A 23,672-nucleotide genomic window follows, 5' to 3' on the forward strand; every position below is an offset into this window, starting at 1 on the left:
TGAACTGGGTGGTCACTCGCTGCTGGCGGTCAGTCTGATCGGCCGGCTGCGTCAGGAAGGCATGGAAGCCGATGTCAGGTCGCTGTTCGAACATCCGACCCTGGCCGGCTACGCCGCAATTACCGAACGAATGGAGATCGTCCTGTGAACGTGATCGAACTGTTGGCCACATTGAAGGCTAAAGATATCCAGCTGGCGGTCGCGGACGACCAATTGCGGGTCAACGGCAACAAGCAGGCGTTGAACGACCCGGCGTTGCTGGCGCTGTTGCGCGAGCACAAACCGGCGCTGATCGAACTGATCAAGGCCGGGCAGTACTCGGCCAGCAAGCATGGCCAGGTCGAAGTGCCGGCCAACGGAATTGTTGCGGGCACCACGCACATCACCCCGGCGATGCTGACGCTGGTCGAGCTCGACCAAGCGACCATTGACCACCTCGTCGCACAAGTCCCCGGCGGCGCAGCCAACGTGCAGGACATCTACCCGCTGGCGCCGCTGCAGGAAGGCATCCTGTATCACCACGTCAGTGGCGGTGACGGCGATCCGTATGTCATGCAATCGCATTTCGCCTTTGCCAGCCGTGAGCGTTTTCAGGCGTTCGCCCAGGCCCTGCAAAGCGTGATCGATCGCCATGACATTCTGCGCACCGCTGTTCATTGGGCAGGGCTGGACGCGCCGGTGCAGGTGGTCTGGCGTCGGGCCGAACTGCCGGTGGAAGAAGTGACGCTGCCAGATGCCGCCAGCGACGTTTTGGCGTATCTGCACGAGCGCTTCGACGCCCGGCACTTCCGCCTCGACGTCACCCAGGCGCCGCTGATGCGTCTGGCCCACGCCTGGGATGAAGCCGGGCAACGGGTGATCGCCACGCTGTTGTTTCATCACATGGCGCTCGACCACTCGGCGCTCGACGTGGTGCGCCACGAAATGCGCGCGTGCCTCACCGGGCAAAGTGAACTGCTCGGGCGCCCGGTGCCGTTTCGCAACTACGTGGCGCAGGCGCGTCTGGGCGTCAGCGAAGCCGAGCACGAGGCGTTTTTCCGCGAGATGCTCAGCGATATCGACGAGCCGACGCTGCCTTATGGTCTGCAGGATGTGCAGGGTGACGGCAGTGAAATCGTCGAACTCAGCGTGCCGGTGCCAACGTTATTGGGCCAGCGTCTGCGGGCGCAGGCGCGAACCCTTGGCGTGAGTGTCGCGAGCCTGTTCCACCTCGGCTGGGCGCAGGTACTGGCCGCGCTGACCGGCAAGCAGCAAGTGGTGTTTGGCACCGTGCTGATGGGCCGCATGCAGGGCGCCGAAGCGATTGACCGGGCGCTGGGAATTTTCATCAACACCTTGCCGTTGCGGGTGAATATCGACGGGCAGGATGTGCGCGCGGCGGTCAACGCCACCCACGCACGGTTGACCACGCTGATGCGTCACGAACACGCACCGCTGGCCCTGGCTCAGCGCTGCAGCCACGTGGTGGCGCCGACCCCGCTGTTCAGCACACTGCTCAATTATCGTCACAGCCACAACGTGGCCACTGCCAGCGCCGAAACCCTCGCGGCGTGGCAGGGCATCACCACCCTGCACTCAGAAGAGCGCACCAACTATCCGCTGACGATGAGTGTCGATGACCTCGGTGACGGTTTCAGCCTGACCCTGTTGGCCAGCACCCAGACCGATCCACAGCGCATCTGCGATTACCTGCACTGCGCGCTGGAAAACCTGCTGCTCGCTTTGGAGCAGGCGCCGCAGACACCGGTCAACCAACTACCGATCCTGCCAGCGGCGGAGCTTGCGCAGGTACTGCTCGACTTCAATGCCACTCAAGTGGATTTCCCGGCTGCACAGACCATCCAGCAACGTTTCGAGGCGCAGGTGGCCGAACGGCCTGAAGCGCTGGCGGCAGTGTTTGCCGACGCGCATTTGACTTACGGCGAACTCAATCAGCATGCCAACGCCTTGGCGCAGCACCTGATCGGCTTGGGCGTGAAACCGGATAATCGCGTGGCGATCGTCGCCCGCCGTGGGCTGGACACCCTGGTCGGGCTGGTGGCGATCCTCAAGGCCGGCGCCGGTTACGTGCCGATTGATCCGGCGCACCCGGCCGAGCGTTTGAACTACCTGCTCGACGACAGCGCGCCAGTCGCCGTACTGACCCAAAGTCATCTGCGCGAGCGACTGCCGGCGCTAAGCGTGCCGGTGCTTGACCTCGACCGCCGCACTTGGCCGCTGACTGCCACACAAAACCCGCAGGTAGCGGGCCTGAGCACCGCAAATCTGGCCTACGTGATCTACACCTCCGGCTCCACCGGCCTGCCCAAGGGGGTGATGGTCGAGCACCACACGCTGAGCAATCTGGTCGACTGGCACTGCACCGCGTTCGACCTGTGCGCCGGACGTCACACCTCAAGCCTCGCCGGTTTCGGCTTCGATGCGATGGCCTGGGAAGTCTGGCCGGCGTTGTGTGCGGGCGCGACCCTGCATCTGGCGCCGACCCACGACGGCGGCGAGGACATCGATGCCTTGCTCGCGTGGTGGTGCGCGCAGCCGCTGGACGTGAGCTTCCTGCCGACGCCGGTGGCCGAATACGCCTTCAGCCAGAACCTCGAACACCCGACCCTGCGCACGTTGCTGATCGGCGGCGACCGCTTGCGTCAGTTCAACCGTAACCAGCATTTCGACGTGATCAACAACTACGGCCCGACCGAGGCCACGGTGGTCGCGACTTCAGGTCTGGTGCAAAGCGGCGATGCGCTGCACATCGGTAAACCGGTAAGCAATGCCACGGTCTACCTGCTCGACGAACAGCAGCGCCCGGTGCCAATTGGCGTGGCTGGCGAGTTGTACGTTGGCGGTGCCGGGGTCGCTCGTGGCTACCTGAATCGCCCGGACATGACCGCCGAGCGCTTTCTGCGTGACCCGTTCAGCCGCGCGCCGAACGCACGGATGTACCGCACCGGCGACCTCGCACGCTGGCGCGAGGACGGCAACATCGAGTACCTGGGGCGCAACGACGATCAGGTGAAAATCCGTGGCGTGCGCATCGAGCTGGGCGAGATCGAAACCTGCCTCAACCAGTTGCCGGGGATTCAGGAAGCGGTGCTGCTGGCCCGCGAAGATCAACCCGGCCAGCCGCGACTGGTGGCTTACTTCACCGAGCAGGCGCAGGTCGAAGCGCTGCCGGTGGGCGAGTTGCGCGCGCAACTGCTCAGCCGTTTGCCGGAGTACATGGTGCCGACGGCGTTCGTCAAACTCGCCGCGCTGCCGCTGACCGCCAATGGCAAGGTCGACCGCAAGGCTTTGCCGGCGCCGGATCTGGCGGCGCTGTTCACCCGCGAGTACGCGGCGCCCGAAGGCGAGGTGGAAACCGCGCTGGCGCAGATCTGGGCCGACGTGCTGCAGGTCGAGCGGGTCGGGCGGCAGGATCACTTTTTCGAACTCGGCGGGCATTCGTTGCTGGCAATGCGCATGGTCTCGCAAGTGCGCCAGCGCTTGGGTGTCGAGCTGGCGCTGAGCGATCTGTTCGCCAATGCCGAACTGGCGGCGGTCGCGGCAGTGCTGAGCGAGGCCGGACGCTGTGCGCAGCCGCAGATCGTGCCGGTCCCGCGTGACGGCGCGTTGCCGCTGTCGTTCGCCCAGCAACGCCTGTGGTTCCTCGCGCAAATGGAAGGCGCCAACACCGCCTACAACATTCCCGTGGCCCTGCGGCTGCGTGGCCGTCTCGATGACGCGGCGCTGCAACGCGCACTGGCACGGATCGTCGCCCGCCACGAAACCCTGCGCAGCCGCTTCGCGCAATTCAACGACGAAGCCCAGGTGCTGATTGCCCCGGTGGACACCGGTCTGCTGCTGCGGGTCGAAGACCTGCGCCAGCACCCGCAACCTGAGGAAACCCTACAGGCGCTGATTCAGGGCGAAGCTTCGGGGCCGTTCGACTTGCAGGACGATCCGTTGATTCGTGGGCGACTGGTACGCCTGGCGGACGATCACCATGTGCTGTTGCTGACCCTGCACCACATCATCTCCGACGGCTGGTCGATGGGTGTTTTGACCCGCGAACTGATGGCGCTGTATCAGGCGTTCAGTCATGGCCAGCCGGATCCGCTGCCGCCCCTGGCGCTGCAATACACCGACTACGCGGTGTGGCAACGGCGCTGGCTCAGCGGCGAAGTGCTGCAGCGTCAGAGCGAATACTGGCAACAGACCCTCGCTGGTGCCCCGGCACTGCTGATGCTGCCGACCGATCGGCCGCGCCCGGCGCAGCAGGACTATGCCGGCAGCAGCGTTGCCGTCGTGCTCGACGAGCGCCTTAGCGCCGGGCTCAAAGCCTTGGGTCAGCGTCACGGCGTGACCCTGTACATGACGCTGATGAGTGCCTGGGCAATGCTGCTCAGCCGCTTGTCCGGGCAGGCTGAAGTGGTGATCGGTTCGCCGGTGGCCAACCGCACCCGCGCCGAGATCGAAGGCCTGATCGGCATGTTCGTCAACACCCTGGCGCTGCGCATCGACACCTCGGGCGAGCTGAGCGTCGAAGCACTGCTGGCGCGGGTCAAGGCGCAAACCCTGCAAGCGCAGGCGCATCAGGATCTGCCGTTCGAGCAAGTGGTGGAAATCACCCGGCCCGTGCGCAGCCTGGCGCACAGCCCGTTGTTCCAGACCTTGCTCAGTTGGGATGGCCTCGAAAGCCCGGCGTTGGCCCTCGGTGAACTGACGCTGGAAGGCGTGGCCGAGCCGAGCCACTTTGCCAAGTTCGACCTGTCGCTGAGCCTCAGTGAGTCCAACGGCAGCATTCGCGGATCGCTGGAATACGCCACGGCGTTGTTTGACCAGAGCACGGTCGAGCGCTTCAGCGGTTACTTCCTGCGCCTGTTGCAGGCGATGGTCACCAACGATCAGGCAGTGCTGGAACACGCGCCGCTGCTGGCGCAGGAAGAACAGCAGCGCTTGCTGGTCGAGTTCAATGCCACGGCGGTCGATTTCAACCTTGAGCAGACCATTCATGGCTTGTTTGAAGCACAAGTGGCGCGCTCGCCGCAGGCACCCGCCGTGGTCGCTGGCGAGCAGCAACTGAGCTTTGCCGAACTCAATGCCCGGGCCAATCAACTGGCGCGGCACCTGCGTGAATTGGGTGTAGGGCCGGATGCGCGGGTGGCAATCTGCGTCGAGCGCGGTCTGGACATGGTGGTCGGGCTGCTGGCGATCCTCAAGGCCGGCGGCGGTTACGTGCCGCTGGATCCGGCGTATCCGCTGGAACGTCTGGCCTACATGCTCGAGGACAGCGCGCCGCTGGCGGTGCTGGTGCAGGGAACCACGCGTTCGTTGCTCGGCGAAGTCGCCGTGCCGCTGATCGATCTGGATCAGCCGCACTGGCAGTCGCTGCCGACTGACAATCTATCGCTCGCTGAATTGACCCCGAATCACACCGCCTACGTGATCTACACCTCCGGTTCCACTGGCCAACCGAAAGGCGTGATCAATGAGCACAGCGGGGTGGTCAACCGCTTGCTGTGGATGCAGGACGCCTATCAACTCACCGCCAGCGACACGGTGTTGCAGAAGACCCCGTTCAGCTTCGACGTCTCGGTATGGGAGTTCTTCTGGCCGTTGATGACTGGCGCCCGATTGGTCATGGCCCGACCTGAGGGGCACAAGGACCCGCTGTACCTCAGCGAAATCATCGAACGCGAACACATCACCACGCTGCACTTTGTCCCGTCGATGCTCGACGTCTTTCTCGCCCATGCTGACACCGCACGTTGCAGCAGCCTGCGGCAAGTCATGTGCAGCGGCGAAGCCCTGCCGGGCAGCGTGGTACGGCGCTTCAAGCAGCAACTGCCCGCCAGCCAATTGCACAACCTCTATGGCCCGACCGAGGCCGCGGTGGACGTGACCGCATGGAATTGCGCCGGGCCGCTGGAAAGCACCCCGGACAACACGCCAATCGGCAAACCGATCGCCAACACCCGCATGTACATCCTCGATGCCCAACAACAACCGGTGCCGCACGGCGTGGTCGGCGAGCTGTACATCGGTGGCGTGCAGGTGGCGCGCGGTTATCTGAATCGCCCGGAACTGAATGCCGAACGCTTCCTCAACGATCCGTTCCAGAGCAATGGGCGGATGTACCGCACCGGCGACGTCGCCCGCTATCTGCCGGACGGCAATATCGAATACCTGGGCCGCAACGACGATCAGGTGAAGATCCGTGGTTTGCGCATCGAACTTGGCGAGATTCAGGCGCGCCTGACGCAGATCGACGGCATTCAGGAAGCCGCCGTGCTGGCCCGCGAAGACGTGCCGGGCGACAAGCGTCTGGTCGCGTACTACACCGGCGCACCGCTGGAAATTGAAACACTGCGCGGCCACTTGTTGGAAAATCTGCCGGACTACATGGTGCCCGCCGTGTTCGTGCATCTCGATGCATTGCCGCTCAGCCCCAACGGCAAACTCGACCGCAAGGCACTGCCGGCCCCGGATCTGGCGGCGCTGACCGCCCGCGAATACGTAGCGCCGGTCGGCGAAGTGGAAATCGTCCTCGCGCAGCTCTGGGCTGAATTGCTCAAGGTTGAGCGGGTAGGGCGCCATGACCATTTCTTTGAACTCGGCGGGCACTCGCTGCTGGCGGTGAATCTGGTGGCGCGGATGCGCCGTGCCGGCCTGAGCGCCGACATCCGCGTGCTGTTCAACCAGCCGACCCTGGCTGCACTGGCCGCTGCCGTGGGTGGCGAGCCCGAGGCCGAAGTCGCGGCCAACCTGATCACTGCGGACTGCACGCGTATCACTCCCGAGTTGCTGCCACTGGTGGCGCTCGACCAGCCAAGCATCGACCGCATCGTCGCCAGCATCCCCGGCGGCGTGGCCAACGTGCAGGACATTTACCCGCTGGCGCCTTTGCAGACGGGGATCCTGTTCCATCATCTGTCCGCCGCGCAGGGCGATCCGTATGTGTTGCAGGCGCAGTTTGCATTTGCCGATGAGCAACGCCTGAACAGCTTCACTCAGGCCTTGCAGAACGTAATCCAGCGCCATGACATCCTGCGTACTTCGCTGTTCTGGGACGGACTGCAAGACCCGGTGCAAGTGGTCTGGCGTGAGGCGCCGCTGGCGTGCGAATGCCTGGAACTGCATGACGCGGACGGCGATGTACTGGAGCAATTGCGCCAACGCTTCGACGCCGCGCAGTACCGCATGGCCGTCAATCAGGCGCCGCTGATGCGCGTGGTACATGCGCGGGATGCAGCCAATCAACGTGTGGTGGCGTTGTTGCTGTTCCATCACCTGGTGATGGACCACGTGGCACTGGAGGTGCTGCAACACGAAATGCAGGCGTTCCTCAGCGGCCAGCCGCAACGTCTGGCCGAACCGGTGCCGTATCGCAATTACGTGGCGCACAGCCGTGGCGCAATCAGTGATCAGGCACATGAAGTGTTCTTCCGCGAAATGCTCGGTGACATCAGCGAACCGAGCGCACCGTACGGCCAGCACAGCATTGCCGAGGGCCACGCCGCGGAAGCACGACGGGTACTCGACCTCGATCTGAGTCAGCGCGTCAGGGCCAAGGCCCGGCGTCTGGGGATCAGCGCCGCGAGCCTGATGCATCTGGCCTGGGCGCAGGTGCTGGGAAAACTCTCCGGGCGAGACGCGGTGGTGTTCGGCACCGTGTTGCTGGGGCGGTTGCAGGCGGGCGAGGGCGCCGAGCGCGCGCTGGGGGTGTTCATCAACACCTTGCCGCTGCGCGTAGATCTCGGGCAACGCTCGGCGCAGGAAGCCGCGCTCGCCACCCACCAACAGTTGAATGCTCTGTTGCAACATGAGCATGCGCAATTGGCACTGGCCCAGCGTTGCAGTGGTATGCCCGCCGGCACGCCGTTGTTCAGCACGCTGTTCAACTATCGCCACAGCGCAACTGCCGGCAAGCCTTCCCCGGAGGCGGCGAACGCGTGGCAAGGCATGCAGTTGCTCAATACCCAGGAGCACACCAATTACCAGTTGAGCGTGAGTGTCGATGACCTCGGCGAAGGTTTCGGCTTCACCGCACTGGCTGCCCCCGGCATTGATCCCGCACGCATCTGCGAGTATCTGCAGCGAGCGGTGAGCAACCTGCTGCAGGCACTGGAACAGACACCGCAAGTGAGCGTTGACCAGGTGTCGATTCTGGCGCCGGACGAACGCCGGCAATTGCTGGTTGAGTTCAACACCACCGAGCGGGAATACCCACGTGCGCTGACCGTGCACGCATTGTTCGAAAGGCAAGTGGCGGCCGATCCGCACGCCATCGCTGTCGTGCATGGCGGGCAAACGTCGAGTTATGGCGAATTGAATGATCGGGCAAACCGTTTGGCCCACTACCTGATCGCTCAAGGCGTACAGCCGGGCGATCATGTGGCGATCCTGCTGCCGCGCTCGCGGGAGCTTTTGGTGGCGCAACTGGCGATTGCCAAGTGCGCAGCGGCCTATGTGCCGCTGGACATCAACGCGCCGAGCGAGCGCCAGGCGTTCATGCTCGAGGACAGCCGCGCCGTGGCGTTGCTGACCCTGCGTGGCGAAAACATCGACTATCCACTGCAGCGCATCGATCTGGATGCCCTGACGCTGAACGACCAGCCTGCGCACAACCCGAACCTGGCACAGTCTTCGGAGGCACTGGCGTACATCATGTACACCTCCGGTTCCACCGGTACGCCGAAGGGTGTGATGGTGCCGCACCGTGGCATCGCTCGCCTGGTGCTGAACAACGGTTACGCCGATTTCAACCCGCAGGATCGCGTGGCGTTTGCCTCCAACCCGGCGTTCGACGCGAGCACCATGGACATCTGGGGGCCACTGCTCAACGGCGGGCGCGTGGTGGTGATCGATCACCAGACCCTGCTGGATCCGCACGCGCTCGCTCGTGAATTGAGCGCCAGCGGCGCGACAATCCTGTTTGTCACCACGGCGCTGTTCAACCAGTACGTGCAACTGATTCCGCAGGCCTTGAAAGGCTTGCGCATGGTTTTGTGCGGCGGTGAACGCGGCGATCCGGCAAGCTTCCGCCGCTTGCGGGCCGAGGCGCCACAGTTGCGCATCGTGCATTGCTACGGCCCGACTGAAACCACCACGTACGCCACCACGTTTGAAGTGCACGAAGTGGCGGAAAATGCCGAAAGCGTGCCGATTGGCGGGCCGATCTCCAACACCCAGGTGTATGTGCTCGATGCGCACCAGCAGCCGGTGCCGATGGGCGTGACCGGCGAGTTGTACATCGGCGGGCAGGGCGTGGCCCTCGGTTACTTGAACCGTGCCGATCTGACGGCGGAAAAATTCCTGCCCGATCCGTTCAGCGACCGTCCGGGCGCGTTGCTCTACCGGACTGGCGACCTCGTGCGCTGGCTGGCGCCGGGGCAGCTCGACTGCATCGGACGCAATGACGATCAGGTGAAAATCCGTGGTTTCCGCATCGAACTCGGCGAGATCGAAAATCGTCTGCTGGGCTATCCGGGGATCAACGAAGCGGTGGTGCTCGCCCGGCGCGATGGTCAGGAACCGCTGCGACTGGTGGCCTACTACACCGCGCACGACGGCACGCTGGACCTCGCCGACCTGCGTGAGCATGTGCAGGCGCAGTTGCCGGAATACATGGTGCCGAGTGCCTGGGTGCAGCTCGATGCTTTGCCGCTGAACAACAACGGCAAGGTTGATCGCAAAGCCTTGCCCGAACCGGATGCTGCGGCGTTGTTCACCCGTGAATACGTTGCGCCGCAAGGTGAACTGGAAACCGCGCTGGCGCAGATCTGGGCCGAGACCCTGCAAGTCGAACAGATCGGCCGCCATGACCACTTCTTCGAACTCGGCGGTCATTCGTTGCTGGCGATGCGCATGCTGTCGCAGGTGCGTCAACGTCTCGGCGTCGAACTGCCCCTGAGCGAGTTGTTTGCCGATCCGCATCTCAGCGCGGTGGCCGAGGTGCTGAACTGCGCCGGGCGCAGCTCGCTGCCGGAGATCGTCGCGGCGGCGCCTGATCAAGCGTTGCCGTTGTCCTTCGCCCAGCAGCGCCTGTGGTTCCTCGCGCAAATGGACGGCGGCAACTCGGCGTACAACATTCCGCTTGGCCTGCGCCTGCGCGGGCAACTCGATGGCGAAGCGCTGCAACGCGCACTGGCGCAGATCGTTGCGCGGCACGCAACCCTGCGCAGCCGTTTCGTCAGCATCGACGATCAGGCGCAGGTGCTGATTGCGCCGGTCGATAGCGGTCTGCTGTTGCCGATTGAAGACCTGCGCCAGGACTCACAGGCCGAAGCCAGCGTGCAGGCGCTGCTCGCGCAGGAAGCCGCGACAGTCTTCGATCTACAAAGCGATCCAGTGATTCGCGGACGCCTGATACGTCTGGCCGACGAGCACCATGTGCTGTTGCTGACCGTACATCACATCGTCGCTGACGGTTGGTCGATGGGCGTGCTGACCCGTGAGCTGATGGCGCTGTATCAGGCCTTCAGTCACGGTCAGCCGGATCCATTGCCACCGTTGACGCTGCAATACGGCGACTACGCCGTGTGGCAGCGGCGCTGGCTCAGCGGCGAGGTGCTGCAGCGGCAAAGCGATTACTGGCAGCAGACCCTCGACGGCGCGCCGGCCTTGCTGACCCTGCCCACCGACCGTCCGCGTCCGGCGCAGCAGGACTTTGCCGGCAGCAGCGTCGAAGTACGGCTGGATGAGCGTCTGAGCGCCGGGCTCAAAGCCTTGAGTCAGCGTCACGGCGTGACCCTGTTCATGACCCTGATGAGTGCCTGGTCGCTGTTGCTGAGTCGTTTGTCCGGGCAGTCCGACGTGGTGATCGGCTCGCCGGTGGCCAACCGCACCCGCGCCGAGATCGAAGGCCTGATCGGCATGTTCGTCAACACCCTGGCGCTGCGCATCGACACCTCGGGTGAACCGAGCGTGGCCACGCTGTTGGCGCGGGTCAAGGCGCGCACGCTGGAGGCGCAGGCGCATCAGGATCTGCCGTTCGAGCAAGTGGTGGAAATCACCCGGCCGGCGCGCAGTCTGGCGCACAGCCCGTTGTTCCAGAGCACGCTGAGCTGGGACAGCAGCGTCGGGCCGAACCTGGCGCTGGGCGATCTGAGTCTTGAAGGGGTGGCCGCGCCGGGCCGAGTGGCCAAGTTCGACCTGACCCTGACGCTGGGTGAGGTCAACGGGGTGATTCGCGGATCGCTGGAATACGCCACGGCGTTGTTCGAACAATCGACCGTCGAGCGTTACGTCGGCTACTTGCAGCGCCTGCTGGCGGCGATGGTCAACGATGAGCAGACCGTGCTGGAGCGGGTGCCGTTACTCGCCGAGTCTGAGCGTCAGCGCTTGCTCTACGACTTCAACGCCACCGCACGCGAATACCCGCAAACCCTGACCGTGCACGGGATTTTCCAGCAGCAGGCAGCGGCGCATCCGAAGGCGGTGGCGGCGGTGCATGGCGAGCATTCGTTGAGCTACTTTGAGCTGAACGCCCAGGCCAACCGTCTGGCGCATCACTTGATCAGCCAAGGCGTACAGCCGGGCGATCACGTGGCGATCCTGCTGCCACGCTCGCTGGAACTGCTGGTGGCGCAACTGGCGATTGCCAAGTGCGCGGCGGCCTATGTGCCGCTGGACATCAACGCGCCGAGCGAGCGTCAGGCATTCATGGTCGAGGACTGTCACGCGGCGGCGTTGCTGACCCTCAGCAGTGAAGACATCGACTACGCGGCACCACGCATCGACCTCGACCGCTTGATCCTCAGCGGCCAACCGACGCACAACCCGAACCTGCTGCAATCCTCGGAAGCGCTGGCGTACATCATGTACACCTCCGGCTCCACGGGTACCCCGAAAGGCGTGATGGTGCCGCACCGCGCCATCGGCCGCCTGGTGCTGAACAACGGTTACGCCGATTTCAACCCGCAGGACCGCGTGGTGTTCGCCTCCAACCCGGCGTTCGACGCCAGCACCATGGACATCTGGGGGCCGCTGCTCAACGGCGGGCGGGTGCTGGTGATCGATCATCAGACCCTGCTTGATCCAAACGCATTCGGTCGTGAGTTGAGCGCCTCCGGGGCGACCGTGCTGTTCGTCACCACTGCGCTGTTCAACCAATACGTGCAACTGATTCCGCAGGCCCTGAAAGGCTTGCGCATTCTGCTGTGCGGCGGTGAGCGCGGCGACCCGGCGGCGTTCCGTCGACTGTTGGCCGAGGCGCCGGCGCTGCGCATCGTGCATTGCTACGGTCCGACCGAAACCACCACTTACGCCACGACATTTGAAGTGCGTGAAGTGGCGGAAAACGCCGAGAGCGTGCCGATTGGCGCGCCGATCTCCAACACTCAGGTGTACGTGCTCGACGCGCATCAGCAACCGGTGCCGATGGGCGTGACCGGCGAGTTGTACATCGGCGGGCAGGGCGTGGCGCTGGGTTACCTGAACCGCGCCGATCTGACCGCCGAGAAGTTCCTGCGCGATCCGTTCAGCGATCAACCGGGCGCGCTGCTGTATCGCACCGGCGACCTCGCACGCTGGCTGGCGCCGGGGCAGCTCGATTGCATCGGGCGCAATGACGATCAGGTGAAGATTCGTGGTTTCCGTATCGAACTGGGCGAAATCGAAAACCGCCTGCTCAACTGCCAGGGGATCAAGGAAGCGGTGGTGCTGGCGCGCCGCGATGGTCAGGACATCACGCGTCTGGTGGCGTACTACACCGCGCACGCCGGCCGCCTGGACAGCGCCGATCTGCACGCGCAGTTGCTGGCACGACTGCCGGAATACATGGTGCCGACCGCATGGGTGCAACTGGATGGGCTGCCGTTGAACAACAACGGCAAGGTCGACCGCAAGGCGCTGCCGGCGCCGACACAGGCAGCGATGCTCAGTCGGGTGTATGTCGCGCCGATCTCGGCGCTGGAACAACATTTGGCGCGGATCTGGGCTGGCTTGTTGCAGCTCGAACAGGTCGGTCGTCACGACAACTTCTTCGAACTGGGCGGGCATTCGTTGCTGGCGATGCGCATGCTGTCGCAGGTGCGCCAGCAGTTGGGCATCGAGCTGACACTCGCCGAGCTGTTCGCCAACCCCGAGCTGGCCGCTGTCGCCGAGGTGCTGAGCCGGGCGGGGCGCAGCACCTTGCCGGAGATTTTGCCGGCGCCCCGCGATCAGCTATTGCCGCTGTCTTTCGCTCAGCAACGCCTGTGGTTCCTGGCGCAGATGGACGGCGGTAACAGCGCCTACAACATCCCGGTCGGTCTGCGCTTGCGCGGTCGACTGGATGAAGATGCGCTGCAACGGGCACTGGCACGCATCGTCGCCCGACACGAAACCTTGCGCAGCCGCTTCAGCCAGATCGACGATCAGCCGCAGGTGCGGATTCTGCCGGCCGACACCGGTCTGTTGCTGCCGCTGGAAGACCTGCGTCAGCACCCGCAGGCTGATAACGCCTTGCGCGGCCTGATCGAGGAGCAGGCCTGCGCTTCGTTCAATCTGCAGCACGATGCGCTGCTGCGCGGACGTCTGGTGCGTCTGGCGGATGATCATCATGTGCTGTTGCTGACGCTGCACCACATCATCGCCGATGGTTGGTCGATGGGCGTGCTGACCCGCGAGCTGGCCGCGTTGTATCAAGCGTTCAGCCGTGGCGAAGACGATCCGCTGCCGCCGCTGGCGCTGCAATACACCGACTACGCGGTGTGGCAGCGGCGCTGGCTCAGTGGCGAGGTGCTGCAGCGCCAGAGCGATTACTGGCAGCAGACCCTGGCCGGCGCGCCAGCCCTGCTGACCCTGCCCACTGACCGTCCGCGTCCGCCACAGCAGGACTATTCCGGCAGCCGCGTCGACATGCTGCTCGATGAACAGTTGAGCGCCGGTTTGAAAGCCTTGTGTCAGCGTCGCGCGGTGACGCCGTACATGGTGATCATGAGCGCATGGGCGATGTTGCTCAGTCGTTTGTCCGGGCAGAACGACGTGGTGATTGGCTCGCCAGTGGCCAACCGCACCCGCGCCGAGATCGAAGGCCTGATCGGCATGTTCGTCAACACCCTGGCGCTGCGCATCGATACCTCGGGCGAGCCAAGCGGCGAGACGCTGCTGGCGCGGGTCAAGGCGCAGACTCTGGACGCTCAGGCGCATCAGGATCTGCCGTTCGAGCAAGTGGTGGACATCAGCAAACCAGTCCGCAGTCTGTCGCACAGCGCGTTGTTCCAGACCATGCTCAGTTGGGACAACAACGACGGTCCGAGCCTGACCCTCGGCGACCTGACCCTGGAAGGCGTGGCCGGCGAAAGTCACTTTGTGAAATTCGACCTGTCGCTGAGCCTCGGCGATTCGCCCGACGGGATTCGCGGTTCACTACGCTACGCCACGGCCTTGTTCGATGAGTCGACGGTGCAGCGTTTTGTCGGCTACTTCCAGCGGCTGCTGGCGGCGCTGGTCAACGATGATCAGGCCGTGCTTGCGCAAGTACCGTTGCTGGACCGGCAGGAGCAACAGCGCTTGCTCATCGACTTCAATGCCAGCGAGGTCGATTGCCCGCTGGAGCAACCACTGCATGGCTTGTTCGAAGCGCAGGTGCGGCGCAAACCGGACGCCATCGCGCTGCAATCCGCGCAAGGCAACCTGACCTACCGCGAGCTCAATCAGCGCGCCAACCGCTTGGCCCATCACCTGCGCGAAGTCGGCGTGCAGCCGGATGCGCGGGTGGCGATCTGCGTCGAGCGCGGGCTGGATCTGGTAGTCGGTCTGCTCGGCATCCTCAAGGCCGGTGGTGCGTATGTGCCGCTGGATCCGGGGTATCCGGCGGAGCGTCTGGCGTACATGCTCAAGGACAGCGCGCCGACCGCGGTGCTGGTGCAGACCGCTACTCGCGGGTTGTTCGATGAAGCGGCCGCCACGGTGATCGACCTTGACCGCAGTACCTGGCAGCACCTGCCGGATCACGATTCGCCAGTGCCGGGCCTGAGTGCTTCGAACCTTGCGTACATGATCTACACCTCCGGTTCTACCGGGCTGCCGAAGGGCGTGATGATCGAGCATCGCAGCGCCTGCAACATGGTGCATTGGGGTTCGCAGCTCAGTCCGCCGACCGAACACGGCGCGCTGCTGCAAAAAGCGCCGTTCAGCTTCGACAGTTCGGTGTGGGAGATCTTCTGGCCGCTGTGTTCCGGCATGCGTCTGGTGCTGGCGCGGCCGGACGGCAACCGCGATTCGGCGTATGTGGTGCAGACCATTCGCGAGCAGCAGGTGACGGTGGTCAAGTTCGTTCCGGCGCTGCTGCAGCAGTTCATCGAACAGGACGGTGTCGAGCAGTGCACCAGCCTGACCGATGTACTCAATGGTGGCGGCGAACTCAGTGCCGCGCTGGCCCGCCAGGTGCGCGATCGCCTGCCGTGGGTGCGGTTGCATAACGTTTACGGCCCGACTGAAACCACGGTGGACAGTACGGGCTGGACGCTGGAACCGGACATGCCAGTGCCGGAGAGCGTGGTGCCGATCGGCACAGCCTTGAGCAACACTCGGTTGTACGTGCTCGATGCGAATGGTCAACCAGTGCCACAAGGCGTCAGCGGTGAGTTGCACATCGGCGGCGTCGGCGTGGCGCGCGGTTATCACGGTTTGCCGGAAATGCAGGCCGAGCGCTTCATCGACAGTCCGTTTGTGCCGGGTGATCGCCTGTACCGCACGGGAGATCTGGCGCGCTACAACAATCACGGCGAGCTGGAATTCCTTGGTCGCAACGACTTCCAGATCAAGCTGCGGGGCTTGCGCTTGGAGCCGGGGGAAATCGAGGCGCGGCTGATCGAACATCCGGCGATTCGTGAAGCGGTGGTGATGGTGCGCGATGAGCGTCTGGTGGCCTGGTACAGCTTGCGCGCCGACATCGACGCGCCATCGTTGGAAACCTTGCGCAGCCATGTGCTGGAGCGCCTGCCGGAGTACATGGTGCCCGGCGCGTTTGTGCGGCTCGACGCCTTGCCGCTGACACCAAACGACAAGATTGATCGCAAAGCCCTGCCGGAGCCGGGAGCGGACGCCGTGATCAACCGCCCAAACGTGGCGCCACAGGGTGACGTCGAAACCGCGCTGGCGCAGATATGGGGTGAAGTCCTCGGCGTCGAACAGGTCGGTCGCCATGACAACTTCTTTGAACTGGGCGGGCATTCGTTGCTGGCGGTGAAGCTGGTCAATCTGATGCAACGGGCCGGGCTGCCAGTGTCGCTGGCCGAACTGTTCCAGCATCCGAGCGTCGAGTCTGCCGCTGCGCTGCTCAGTCAGGGCGAGGCGCTCAGTCAGCCTGAAGGGCTGGTCGTGGTGCGTGCCGGGACGCACGGTACGCCGCTGTTCCTGATGCACGAATTCAGCGGCAGGGACGTGTATTTCCCGACGCTGGCCCAGCACATCGGTGGTGAGTTCCCGATTTACGGCCTGCCCGGTGTGCCGCTGGGGCAAGCGCAATTGCGCACACTGGAGTGCATGGCGCAGCGCATGGTCGGGATCATCCGCGCCGTGCAGGCGCATGGGCCGTATCGATTGGCAGGCTGGTCGTTCGGCGGGGTGCTGGCGCATGAGGTCGCGCAGCAATTGCTCGGCCTCGATGAGCCGGTGGAGTTCATCGGCATGCTCGACAGCTACGCGCCAAACCCGCTCGCCCAGGACAAGGCGCTGTGGAGCGGCGAGGGCCTCGACAAGCGCCAGTTGCTTGGCCATTGCCGTGGCCGTTCGCTGATGCTCGGTGCCGAAAGCGAGGCAGCACTGGCGGCGGTGCAAGCGCTGGAAGCGCAAGTCGAACAACTGGATTTCCCCGAGCTGTTCAAGCGTTGCCAGGCACAGCAACTGACCGATCCGGAACTGGCGGCGGTCAGCGCGACGGACGCCTGGCATTACTTTGATCGCGAAGCGGCGCATCGCCTGGCGCTGGCGCATTACCGGGTCAGCCCGGCGAGCCAGACGATCCATCTGTTCCGTGCACAGGAGTTGATGGACGGCCAGTCGCTGCCGAGCCCGACGCGCGGCTGGGAAGAGCGCTTCGATATTGGTTTGCTGCACTGCATCGACATCCCCGGCGATCACCGGACCATGATGAAGCACCCGCACATCCAGGCACTCGGCCAGGCCATTACCCAGGCACTGGAAACCCTGGTGACGCCGGAGCCGACGCTGTATCAACCGCTGCTGACGATTCAGACCGGGCAGCCGGGGCATGCGCCGATTTTCTGTGTGCCGGGGGCGGGTGACAGTGTCACCGGGTTCATTCACCTGACCGAGGCCATCGGCCCGGAATGGCCGATCATCGGTCTGCAACCTCGCGGGCTGGACGGCGTCAGTGTGCCGCACAGCGCGGTCGAAGCCGCTGCCGCGTTCTACCTGCAGGCCATCGAGCAGATTCACCCGCAAGGGCCGCTGCACCTGATCGGCCATTCGTTCGGCGGCTGGGTGGCGCATGCCATGGCCGCGCAGTTGCAGGCGGCCGGGCGCGAGGTGGCATCGCTGACGTTGATCGACAGCGAAGCGCCGGGCGGTGACGGCACGGCGGGCAAGCCGTACACGGCCACTGCCGCGCTGCAACGGTTGATCGACACCCTGCAACTGTCCTGTGGCAAATCGCTGGGCATTGATCCTGCGACCTTCGCCAACGCCGATGACAGCACGCAACTGCGCCTGCTGCACGAAGGCATGGTGCGTGCCGGGGTGTTGTCGGAGCGGGCGGCGCCGAATGCGATGTACGGCCCGGTGCGGACCTTCGCCAGCGCCTTGCGCACGGTCTATCAACCGCGTCTGGCCTACACCGGGCCGGTGCGACTGGTGCTGGTCGATGACCCGACGCTGGACGAGTGGGGCAATCAGCGCGAACAGGCGGCGGTGCTTGCAGGCTGGCAGCGGCAGGTCAGCGATCTGGCGGTGTGGTACGGGCCGGGCAACCACTTCACGATTCTCAAGGCGCCCAACGTCTTCAGTTTCGCCGCGTGGTGGCATGACGGTCTGTCGCTGGTGGTCGGCGAAGTGCTGTCCTGAGTGTTGTTTCTCTATCAAGACCCGGCCACTGGCCGGGTTCATCCCTGAACGGACTTGTGGTTATTTATGGAAAAGTCGAAGTTGCGCAAAGTCGGTATGGGGTTGGCGTTGGCGGCGGTGGCCGGGTTGGTGCTGTACACGGTGCAGGCACCCGCCGAAGCGCCGAAATACCAGACGGCGCCGGTTGAACGCTCGGATATCGAAAACACCGTGCTTGCCACCGGTTTGCTCGAAGGCGTCAAGCAGGTGGACGTCGGCGCTCAGGTGTCGGGGCAACTGAAGTCGCTCAAGGTCAAGGTCGGCGACAAGGTGAAGAAGGGCCAGTGGCTGGCCGAGATTGATCCGCTGGTGCTGCAGAACACCCTGCGTCAGGCTCAGGTCGATGAGGAAAACCTGCAGGCGCAAAAGCGTGCCACGCAAGCCCAGCTCAAGCAGACCAAAGCGATTTACGAGCGTTATCAGAACCTGCAGGAAGACGCCTCGATCTCGCGTCAGGATTTCGAGACTGCGCAATCGAACTACGAGGTGCAGCAGGCCAACCTGCTGTCGCTGGACGCGCAGATCAAGAGCGCGCACATCCAGATCGACACCGCCAAGGTCAACCTCGCGTATACGCGGATCGTCGCGCCGATCGATGGCGATGTGGTCGGCATCGTCACCCAGGAAGGCCAGACCGTGATTGCCAATCAGTTGGCACCCGTGCTGCTGAAACTGGCAGATCTGGACACCATGACCATCAAGGCACAAGTGTCGGAAGCCGACGTGATCCACATTGCGCCGGGGCAGGAGGTGTATTTCACCATTCTCGGTGAAGACAAACGCTATTACGGCAAGCTGCGCGGCACCGAGCCGGCGCCGCAGAACTTCCTCGAAACACCGCCGGCCGGTACGCCGAAACAAAACACCGCGGTGTTCTACAACGCGCTGTTCGAGGTGCCCAACCCCGACCATCGCTTGCGCATTTCCATGACCGCGCAAGTGCGCATCGTCCTCGATACCGCGCAATCGGTGCTGACCGTGCCGGTGGCCGCGCTCGGGCCACGCAACGCCGATGGCAGCTTTCCGGTGCGGGTGCTGGACGCCAAGGGCCAGGCGCAGTCGCGCAACGTGCAGACCGGGATCAACAACAACGTCAAAGTGCAAATCAATCAAGGCCTCAGCGAAGGCGAGCGGGTGGTGATCGGTGATCCGTTGCCCGCCGTGGCGGGGGCTTGAGCATGACGCAGCCGTTACTGCAACTGACCGGCATCACCCGCAGTTTTACCGCTGGCGACCGTGAATTTCTCGCACTGAAGAACATCAACCTGACGATCAATGCCGGGGAAATGGTGGCGATCATCGGCGCCTCCGGCTCCGGCAAGTCAACCTTGATGAACATCCTCGGCTGTCTCGATTACGCCACCGCCGGCAGCTACAAGATCAACGGTCAGGAGACCCGCGACCTTGACGATCAGGCGCTGGCTGAGCTGCGCCGCGATTACTTCGGCTTCATCTTCCAGCGCTATCACTTGCTGCCGCACCTGAGCGCGATGCACAACGTCGAGATGCCGGCGATTTACGCTGGCATTCCCGCGCCGCAACGCCACGCCCGCGCCCGTGAGCTGCTGGCGCGTCTGGGTCTCGATGGGCACCTGACCCACCGGCCGAGCCAGCTCTCCGGTGGTCAGCAGCAGCGGGTGAGTATCGCCCGGGCCTTGATGAACGGCGGGGAAGTGATCCTCGCCGACGAACCCACCGGCGCCCTCGACACCGCCAGCGGCAAGGAAGTGATGCGCATCCTGCTGGAGCTGCACGCGGCCGGGCACACGGTGATTCTGGTGACCCACGACCCGAAAGTCGCGGCCAACGCCGAGCGCATCATCGAAGTCAGCGACGGTGAAATCCTCAGCGACCGCCGCAACCAGCGCGATACCGGGCAACTGCCGGGTGAAGACGTGCCGCCAAAACCCCCGGCGACCCGCCGCCTGGTGGCCAGCCTCGGGCTGTTCAAGGAAGCCTTCAACATGGCCTGGGTGGCGCTGATTTCACACCGCATGCGCACCTTGCTGACCATGCTCGGGATCGTCATCGGCATCACTTCAGTGGTGTCGATTTCGGCGATCGGCGAGGGCGCGAAAAACTACGTGCTCAAGGACATTTCGGCGATCGGCAGCAACACCATCGATATCTATTCCGGCACCAGTTTCGGCGACAAGCGCGCCGCCTCAATCGAGACACTGGTGCCGGCGGATGTCACCGCGCTGAATCAGCTGTATTACGTCGACAGCGCCACCCCGGTGGTCGGCCGCAGCATGCTCCTGCGCTATCGCAACATCGACCTCGACGCGCAGATCAACGGCGTCAGCGAGCAGTATTTTCAGGTGCGCGGAATCAAACTGGAGGCGGGTATCACCTTCAGCGAGAGTGATGCACGGCGCCAGGCGCAGGTGGTGGTGATCGACTACAACACCCGGCATCGGCTGTTCGCCGAGGGCGTCGATCCGCTGGGCCAGGTGATCCTGATCGGCAACCTGCCGTGCACGGTGATCGGCGTGGCAGCCGAGAACAAAAACCTGTTTGCCTCAGGCAAGACCCTGAACGTCTGGGTGCCGTACGAAACCGCTGCCGGGCGCCTGCTCGGCCAGCGCTTCCTCGACAGCATCAGCGTGCGGATCAAGGACGGCCAGTCGAGCAAAGTCGTGGAAAATCACGTTACCCAATTGATGCTGCAACGTCATGGCATCAAGGACTTCTACACCAACAACCTCGACAGCGTGATGCAGACCGTGCAGAAAACCAGCCGCTCGCTGGCCTTGCTGCTGTCGCTGATCGCGGTGATTTCGCTGGTGGTCGGCGGCATCGGCGTGATGAACATCATGCTGGTGTCGGTCACCGAGCGCACCCGCGAGATCGGCATTCGCATGGCGGTCGGCGCCCGCCAGTCGGACATTCGTCAGCAGTTTCTGGTGGAGGCGGTAATGGTCTGCCTGCTCGGCGGGGCCATCGGCATTTCCCTGTCGTATGCCATCGGCCACCTGTTTTCGCTGTTCATCAAGGAGTGGGAGATGGTCTTCTCTATGGCCTCGGTGGTGACGGCGGTGATCTGCTCGACGCTGATTGGCATCGTCTTCGGCTTCGTCCCCGCGCGTAATGCTTCGCGCCTGGACCCGATCGAGGCGCTGGCGCGGGACTGATTGCCGGAGCTGATTGGCCGGGCTTGTGCCTGAAGTGCACAAATCGAAAGGGACGGGTCATGAACCCGTCCCTGTTTTTCGTCCAGGCCTGCTGGCAATGGCGGCCTGACAGCCAACCGGTCCCCAACTGAATGCACCCAATCCAATTGTGGGAGCCAGCCTGCTGGCGATGACGGCCTACGAGCCGACCAATCCCTGACTGAATGCTCTCGGTCAAATTGTGGGAGCTGGCTTGCCAGCGATGACGGCCCACAAGCCGATCACCCTCCCAACTGAATGCACTCGTTCCAACTGTGGGAGCGAGCCTGCTCGCGAAAGCGGCCTGCCAGACAACATCAAAACAACAGAGTAGACCCCGCACATAAACGCACCCCCGCAAGCACGTTTAAAGTACACGAACCGTTACGCCATACCGGCTACAACACCTTGCGCCGTTACCTACGCGTACGCCAGAATCCGCCGGCTTACACGGCTATGGGCCGGGCTATATCGTTTCTCTGTCACTGCAAAACAGTGATGGGGTTTGGTAGCCCGTCTCGAGTTGTATTGCGACACCTTCATTGCTGTCCCTTTTTTGAGGAATAGCTTTGTATGGTGGGCATGCGTGGGGCTCATTCGTGAGCGCCGGGTTTCCCAATTCGACCGGTCTACCAACCCGCGCATGGCCGCCACCCGCCGTTTGGTAGCGAGGGTGATGGCTCCTATTGTTCAGAGTCGTTAGCGGCCGCCAGCGACATGGCCCGCGACATCGGCGACAACCCACAGCGCCGGGCCATGCTGATGCTGCATCAGGTGATCATGCTCAGTGAACTGATGGTCAACCGAGTACTGGACGGCCGCCGCGTACCGAACTAACTGCCCGGTCCCCTGTAGGAGCTGCCGCAGGCTGCGATCTTTTGACGTTGCTTTAAAAAACAAGATCAAAAGATCGCAGCCTGCGGCAGCTCCTACAGTGAGTAATCCTTTCAAGGTAACTCGATCGGAGTTCCCGCTGATGTCCGAAATGGATAATGTTGTGCCCAAGGAATAGGCGCTGGCAGATCTGGCCTCTTCGCGAGCAAGCCCGCTCCCACAGTGGATCTGCGTTGGTCACTGCTTAAGTGCCCGGCAAAGATCCCTTGTAGACGTGAGCCTGCTCGAGATTGCCATTAAATAAGTCCCTACCCTTATCCGTTGTATTCAGATTGTCCTGAGTAGGTGGCGGTTGCGGGGTATCAAGCCCGGATTACCTGATGCCGTACCCGTTTGCCGTGTCGCCTCCAAAACCCAGATCTCTTAAAGCCTTCGTTTCTCCTGTGGCCGGATAAATCGCCCAGCGTTTGCCAGTGCCGGCCGAATCAGCCGCCCAGCACCATGCACTTTCTGTCGCTAAGCCCGCATAGGTGCTGATATATGAACGCCACTCCGCCAAGGACGGAATTCGCCCACCCTGATTAGCCGCCGCATTGCTGCATTGGGTATAGGTATTGAACACGCTGGTTCCGAAGATTCGATACACGTTCGAGACTGAAACAGGGTAGGACACCGTCTGGTTTGCACTATCGCGAACCGTAATGACAGCGGTACCGTTGCCTTTGGAAATCACCCGACCATTGGTGATATTCACTTCTGCGGCCGCCGAGTTGCTTGATGAGTATTGATAGGGTGGGACGCCCCCGCTTGCCTGCCTGTCGACAAAACTGCCAGCCGGAGGATTTGTGGGGGTGTGATCGGAACGGAAAATCCAGCCGCCAAGCGATACAGGCTCGGTATTGATAACCAGAGCAAGAGCCGCTTTGATCGTGTAGGTACGCACAGGGAATACAACCGCCTCACTCTCCACCGTGCTCTGACCAAGCGCCGCTTTAAACTCCAATGCCAGGTTGCTGCCATCCTGCAGGTTTTTGATTTCAGCGATTGCAATATCGGAAGTGAAGAACTGGTTAGCGATCCAGTCGTCGTTGGTGAAGGCCGTCGGCGCGCTCCAGATCTCGCGCGCGTAGGCGCTACCGTCGGCATTGGTCCCGTACAGGCGCAACCAGACGTATTGGTCGAGGGCGATCAGCGGCCAGTCACCCATGCGTACGGAAGCTTGGGTCAAGTCGCCGGTATACAGTTCCGGGCCGGCGCCGTCGTTGTCGGCCTGCTCGATGGTGGGGCTGGCCAGTGCGCTCTGCGGCATTGCTTGCACCGTCAGGTCAAATACCCGGGACGGTGTTGGATGGCCATCAATGATGACGACGTAGGAGACTTTTACCCGCTTGCCCAGGTTGAACGCCACCACGCTGTTCGGGATTTCAAACTCAAGCCCTTCGCTTACCGCACGCGGCACTGAGGTGTGCGACCCGCCGGCCGGCGTGCCGTCAGCGCCAGTCCAGGTGACGATGATTTCATCAGTTGGCCGCAACTCGGGGTTGTCCGGTACCACAATGGTCAAGGTGTCCCTGACCAGCAGCGGGTTGAGTGCGCTGTCGCCGTTGTTCTCCTTGATCGACGGGGCGAGCAGTTCCAGCGCGACTCCCACGGTCCACG

General features: G+C 63.4%; 4 protein-coding genes and 1 pseudogene (1 of these 5 running past the window's edge). 4 read left to right on the plus strand and 1 reads right to left on the minus strand.

Going from position 1 to position 23,672, the window contains the following annotated elements; all coding sequences use genetic code 11:
• From M0814_RS07380 to M0814_RS07395, 4 genes are all read left to right on the plus strand, one after another.
• Positions 1 to 148 carry the final stretch of a non-ribosomal peptide synthetase gene (locus M0814_RS07380; RefSeq protein ID WP_112997799.1) on the plus strand. 12,866 nt of this gene lie to the left of the window's left edge, so only the last 148 of its 13,014 coding nucleotides appear in the window; its start codon lies off the left edge, out of view; its stop codon occupies positions 146 to 148.
• Positions 145 to 17,988, plus strand: a complete 17,844-nt coding sequence (locus M0814_RS07385; RefSeq protein ID WP_348773072.1) for a non-ribosomal peptide synthase/polyketide synthase — start codon at positions 145 to 147, stop codon at positions 17,986 to 17,988. The genes M0814_RS07380 and M0814_RS07385 overlap by 4 nt, the downstream gene beginning before the upstream one ends.
• Positions 17,989 to 18,054: 66 nt before the next feature.
• Entirely contained in the window at positions 18,055 to 19,203 is a 1,149-nt protein-coding gene (gene macA, locus M0814_RS07390) for a macrolide transporter subunit MacA (RefSeq protein WP_003224213.1), read from the plus strand.
• A 2-nt stretch (positions 19,204 to 19,205) separates the two neighbouring features.
• On the plus strand, positions 19,206 to 21,161 hold the full coding sequence (locus M0814_RS07395; protein WP_003224216.1) for a MacB family efflux pump subunit: 1,956 nt from the start codon (positions 19,206 to 19,208) through the stop codon (positions 21,159 to 21,161).
• A gap of 1,225 nt (positions 21,162 to 22,386) precedes the next feature.
• Here M0814_RS07395 and M0814_RS07400 read toward each other — a convergent pair.
• A pseudogene (locus tag M0814_RS07400) lies at positions 22,387 to 23,672 on the minus strand (hypothetical protein); the annotation flags it as partial.

The sequence above is a fragment of the Pseudomonas sp. MWU12-2020 genome (assembly GCF_023100605.1).
In the GTDB taxonomy this organism is placed as follows: domain Bacteria; phylum Pseudomonadota; class Gammaproteobacteria; order Pseudomonadales; family Pseudomonadaceae; genus Aquipseudomonas; species Aquipseudomonas fluorescens_H.

Excerpts from the sequence above, each read along its gene's own strand:
- macA (WP_003224213.1), top strand. The coding sequence starts at position 18,055 with ATGGAAAAGTCGAAGTTGCGCAAAGTCGGTATGGGGTTGGCGTTGGCG.
- M0814_RS07395 (WP_003224216.1), top strand. The coding sequence starts at position 19,206 with ATGACGCAGCCGTTACTGCAACTGACCGGCATCACCCGCAGTTTTACC.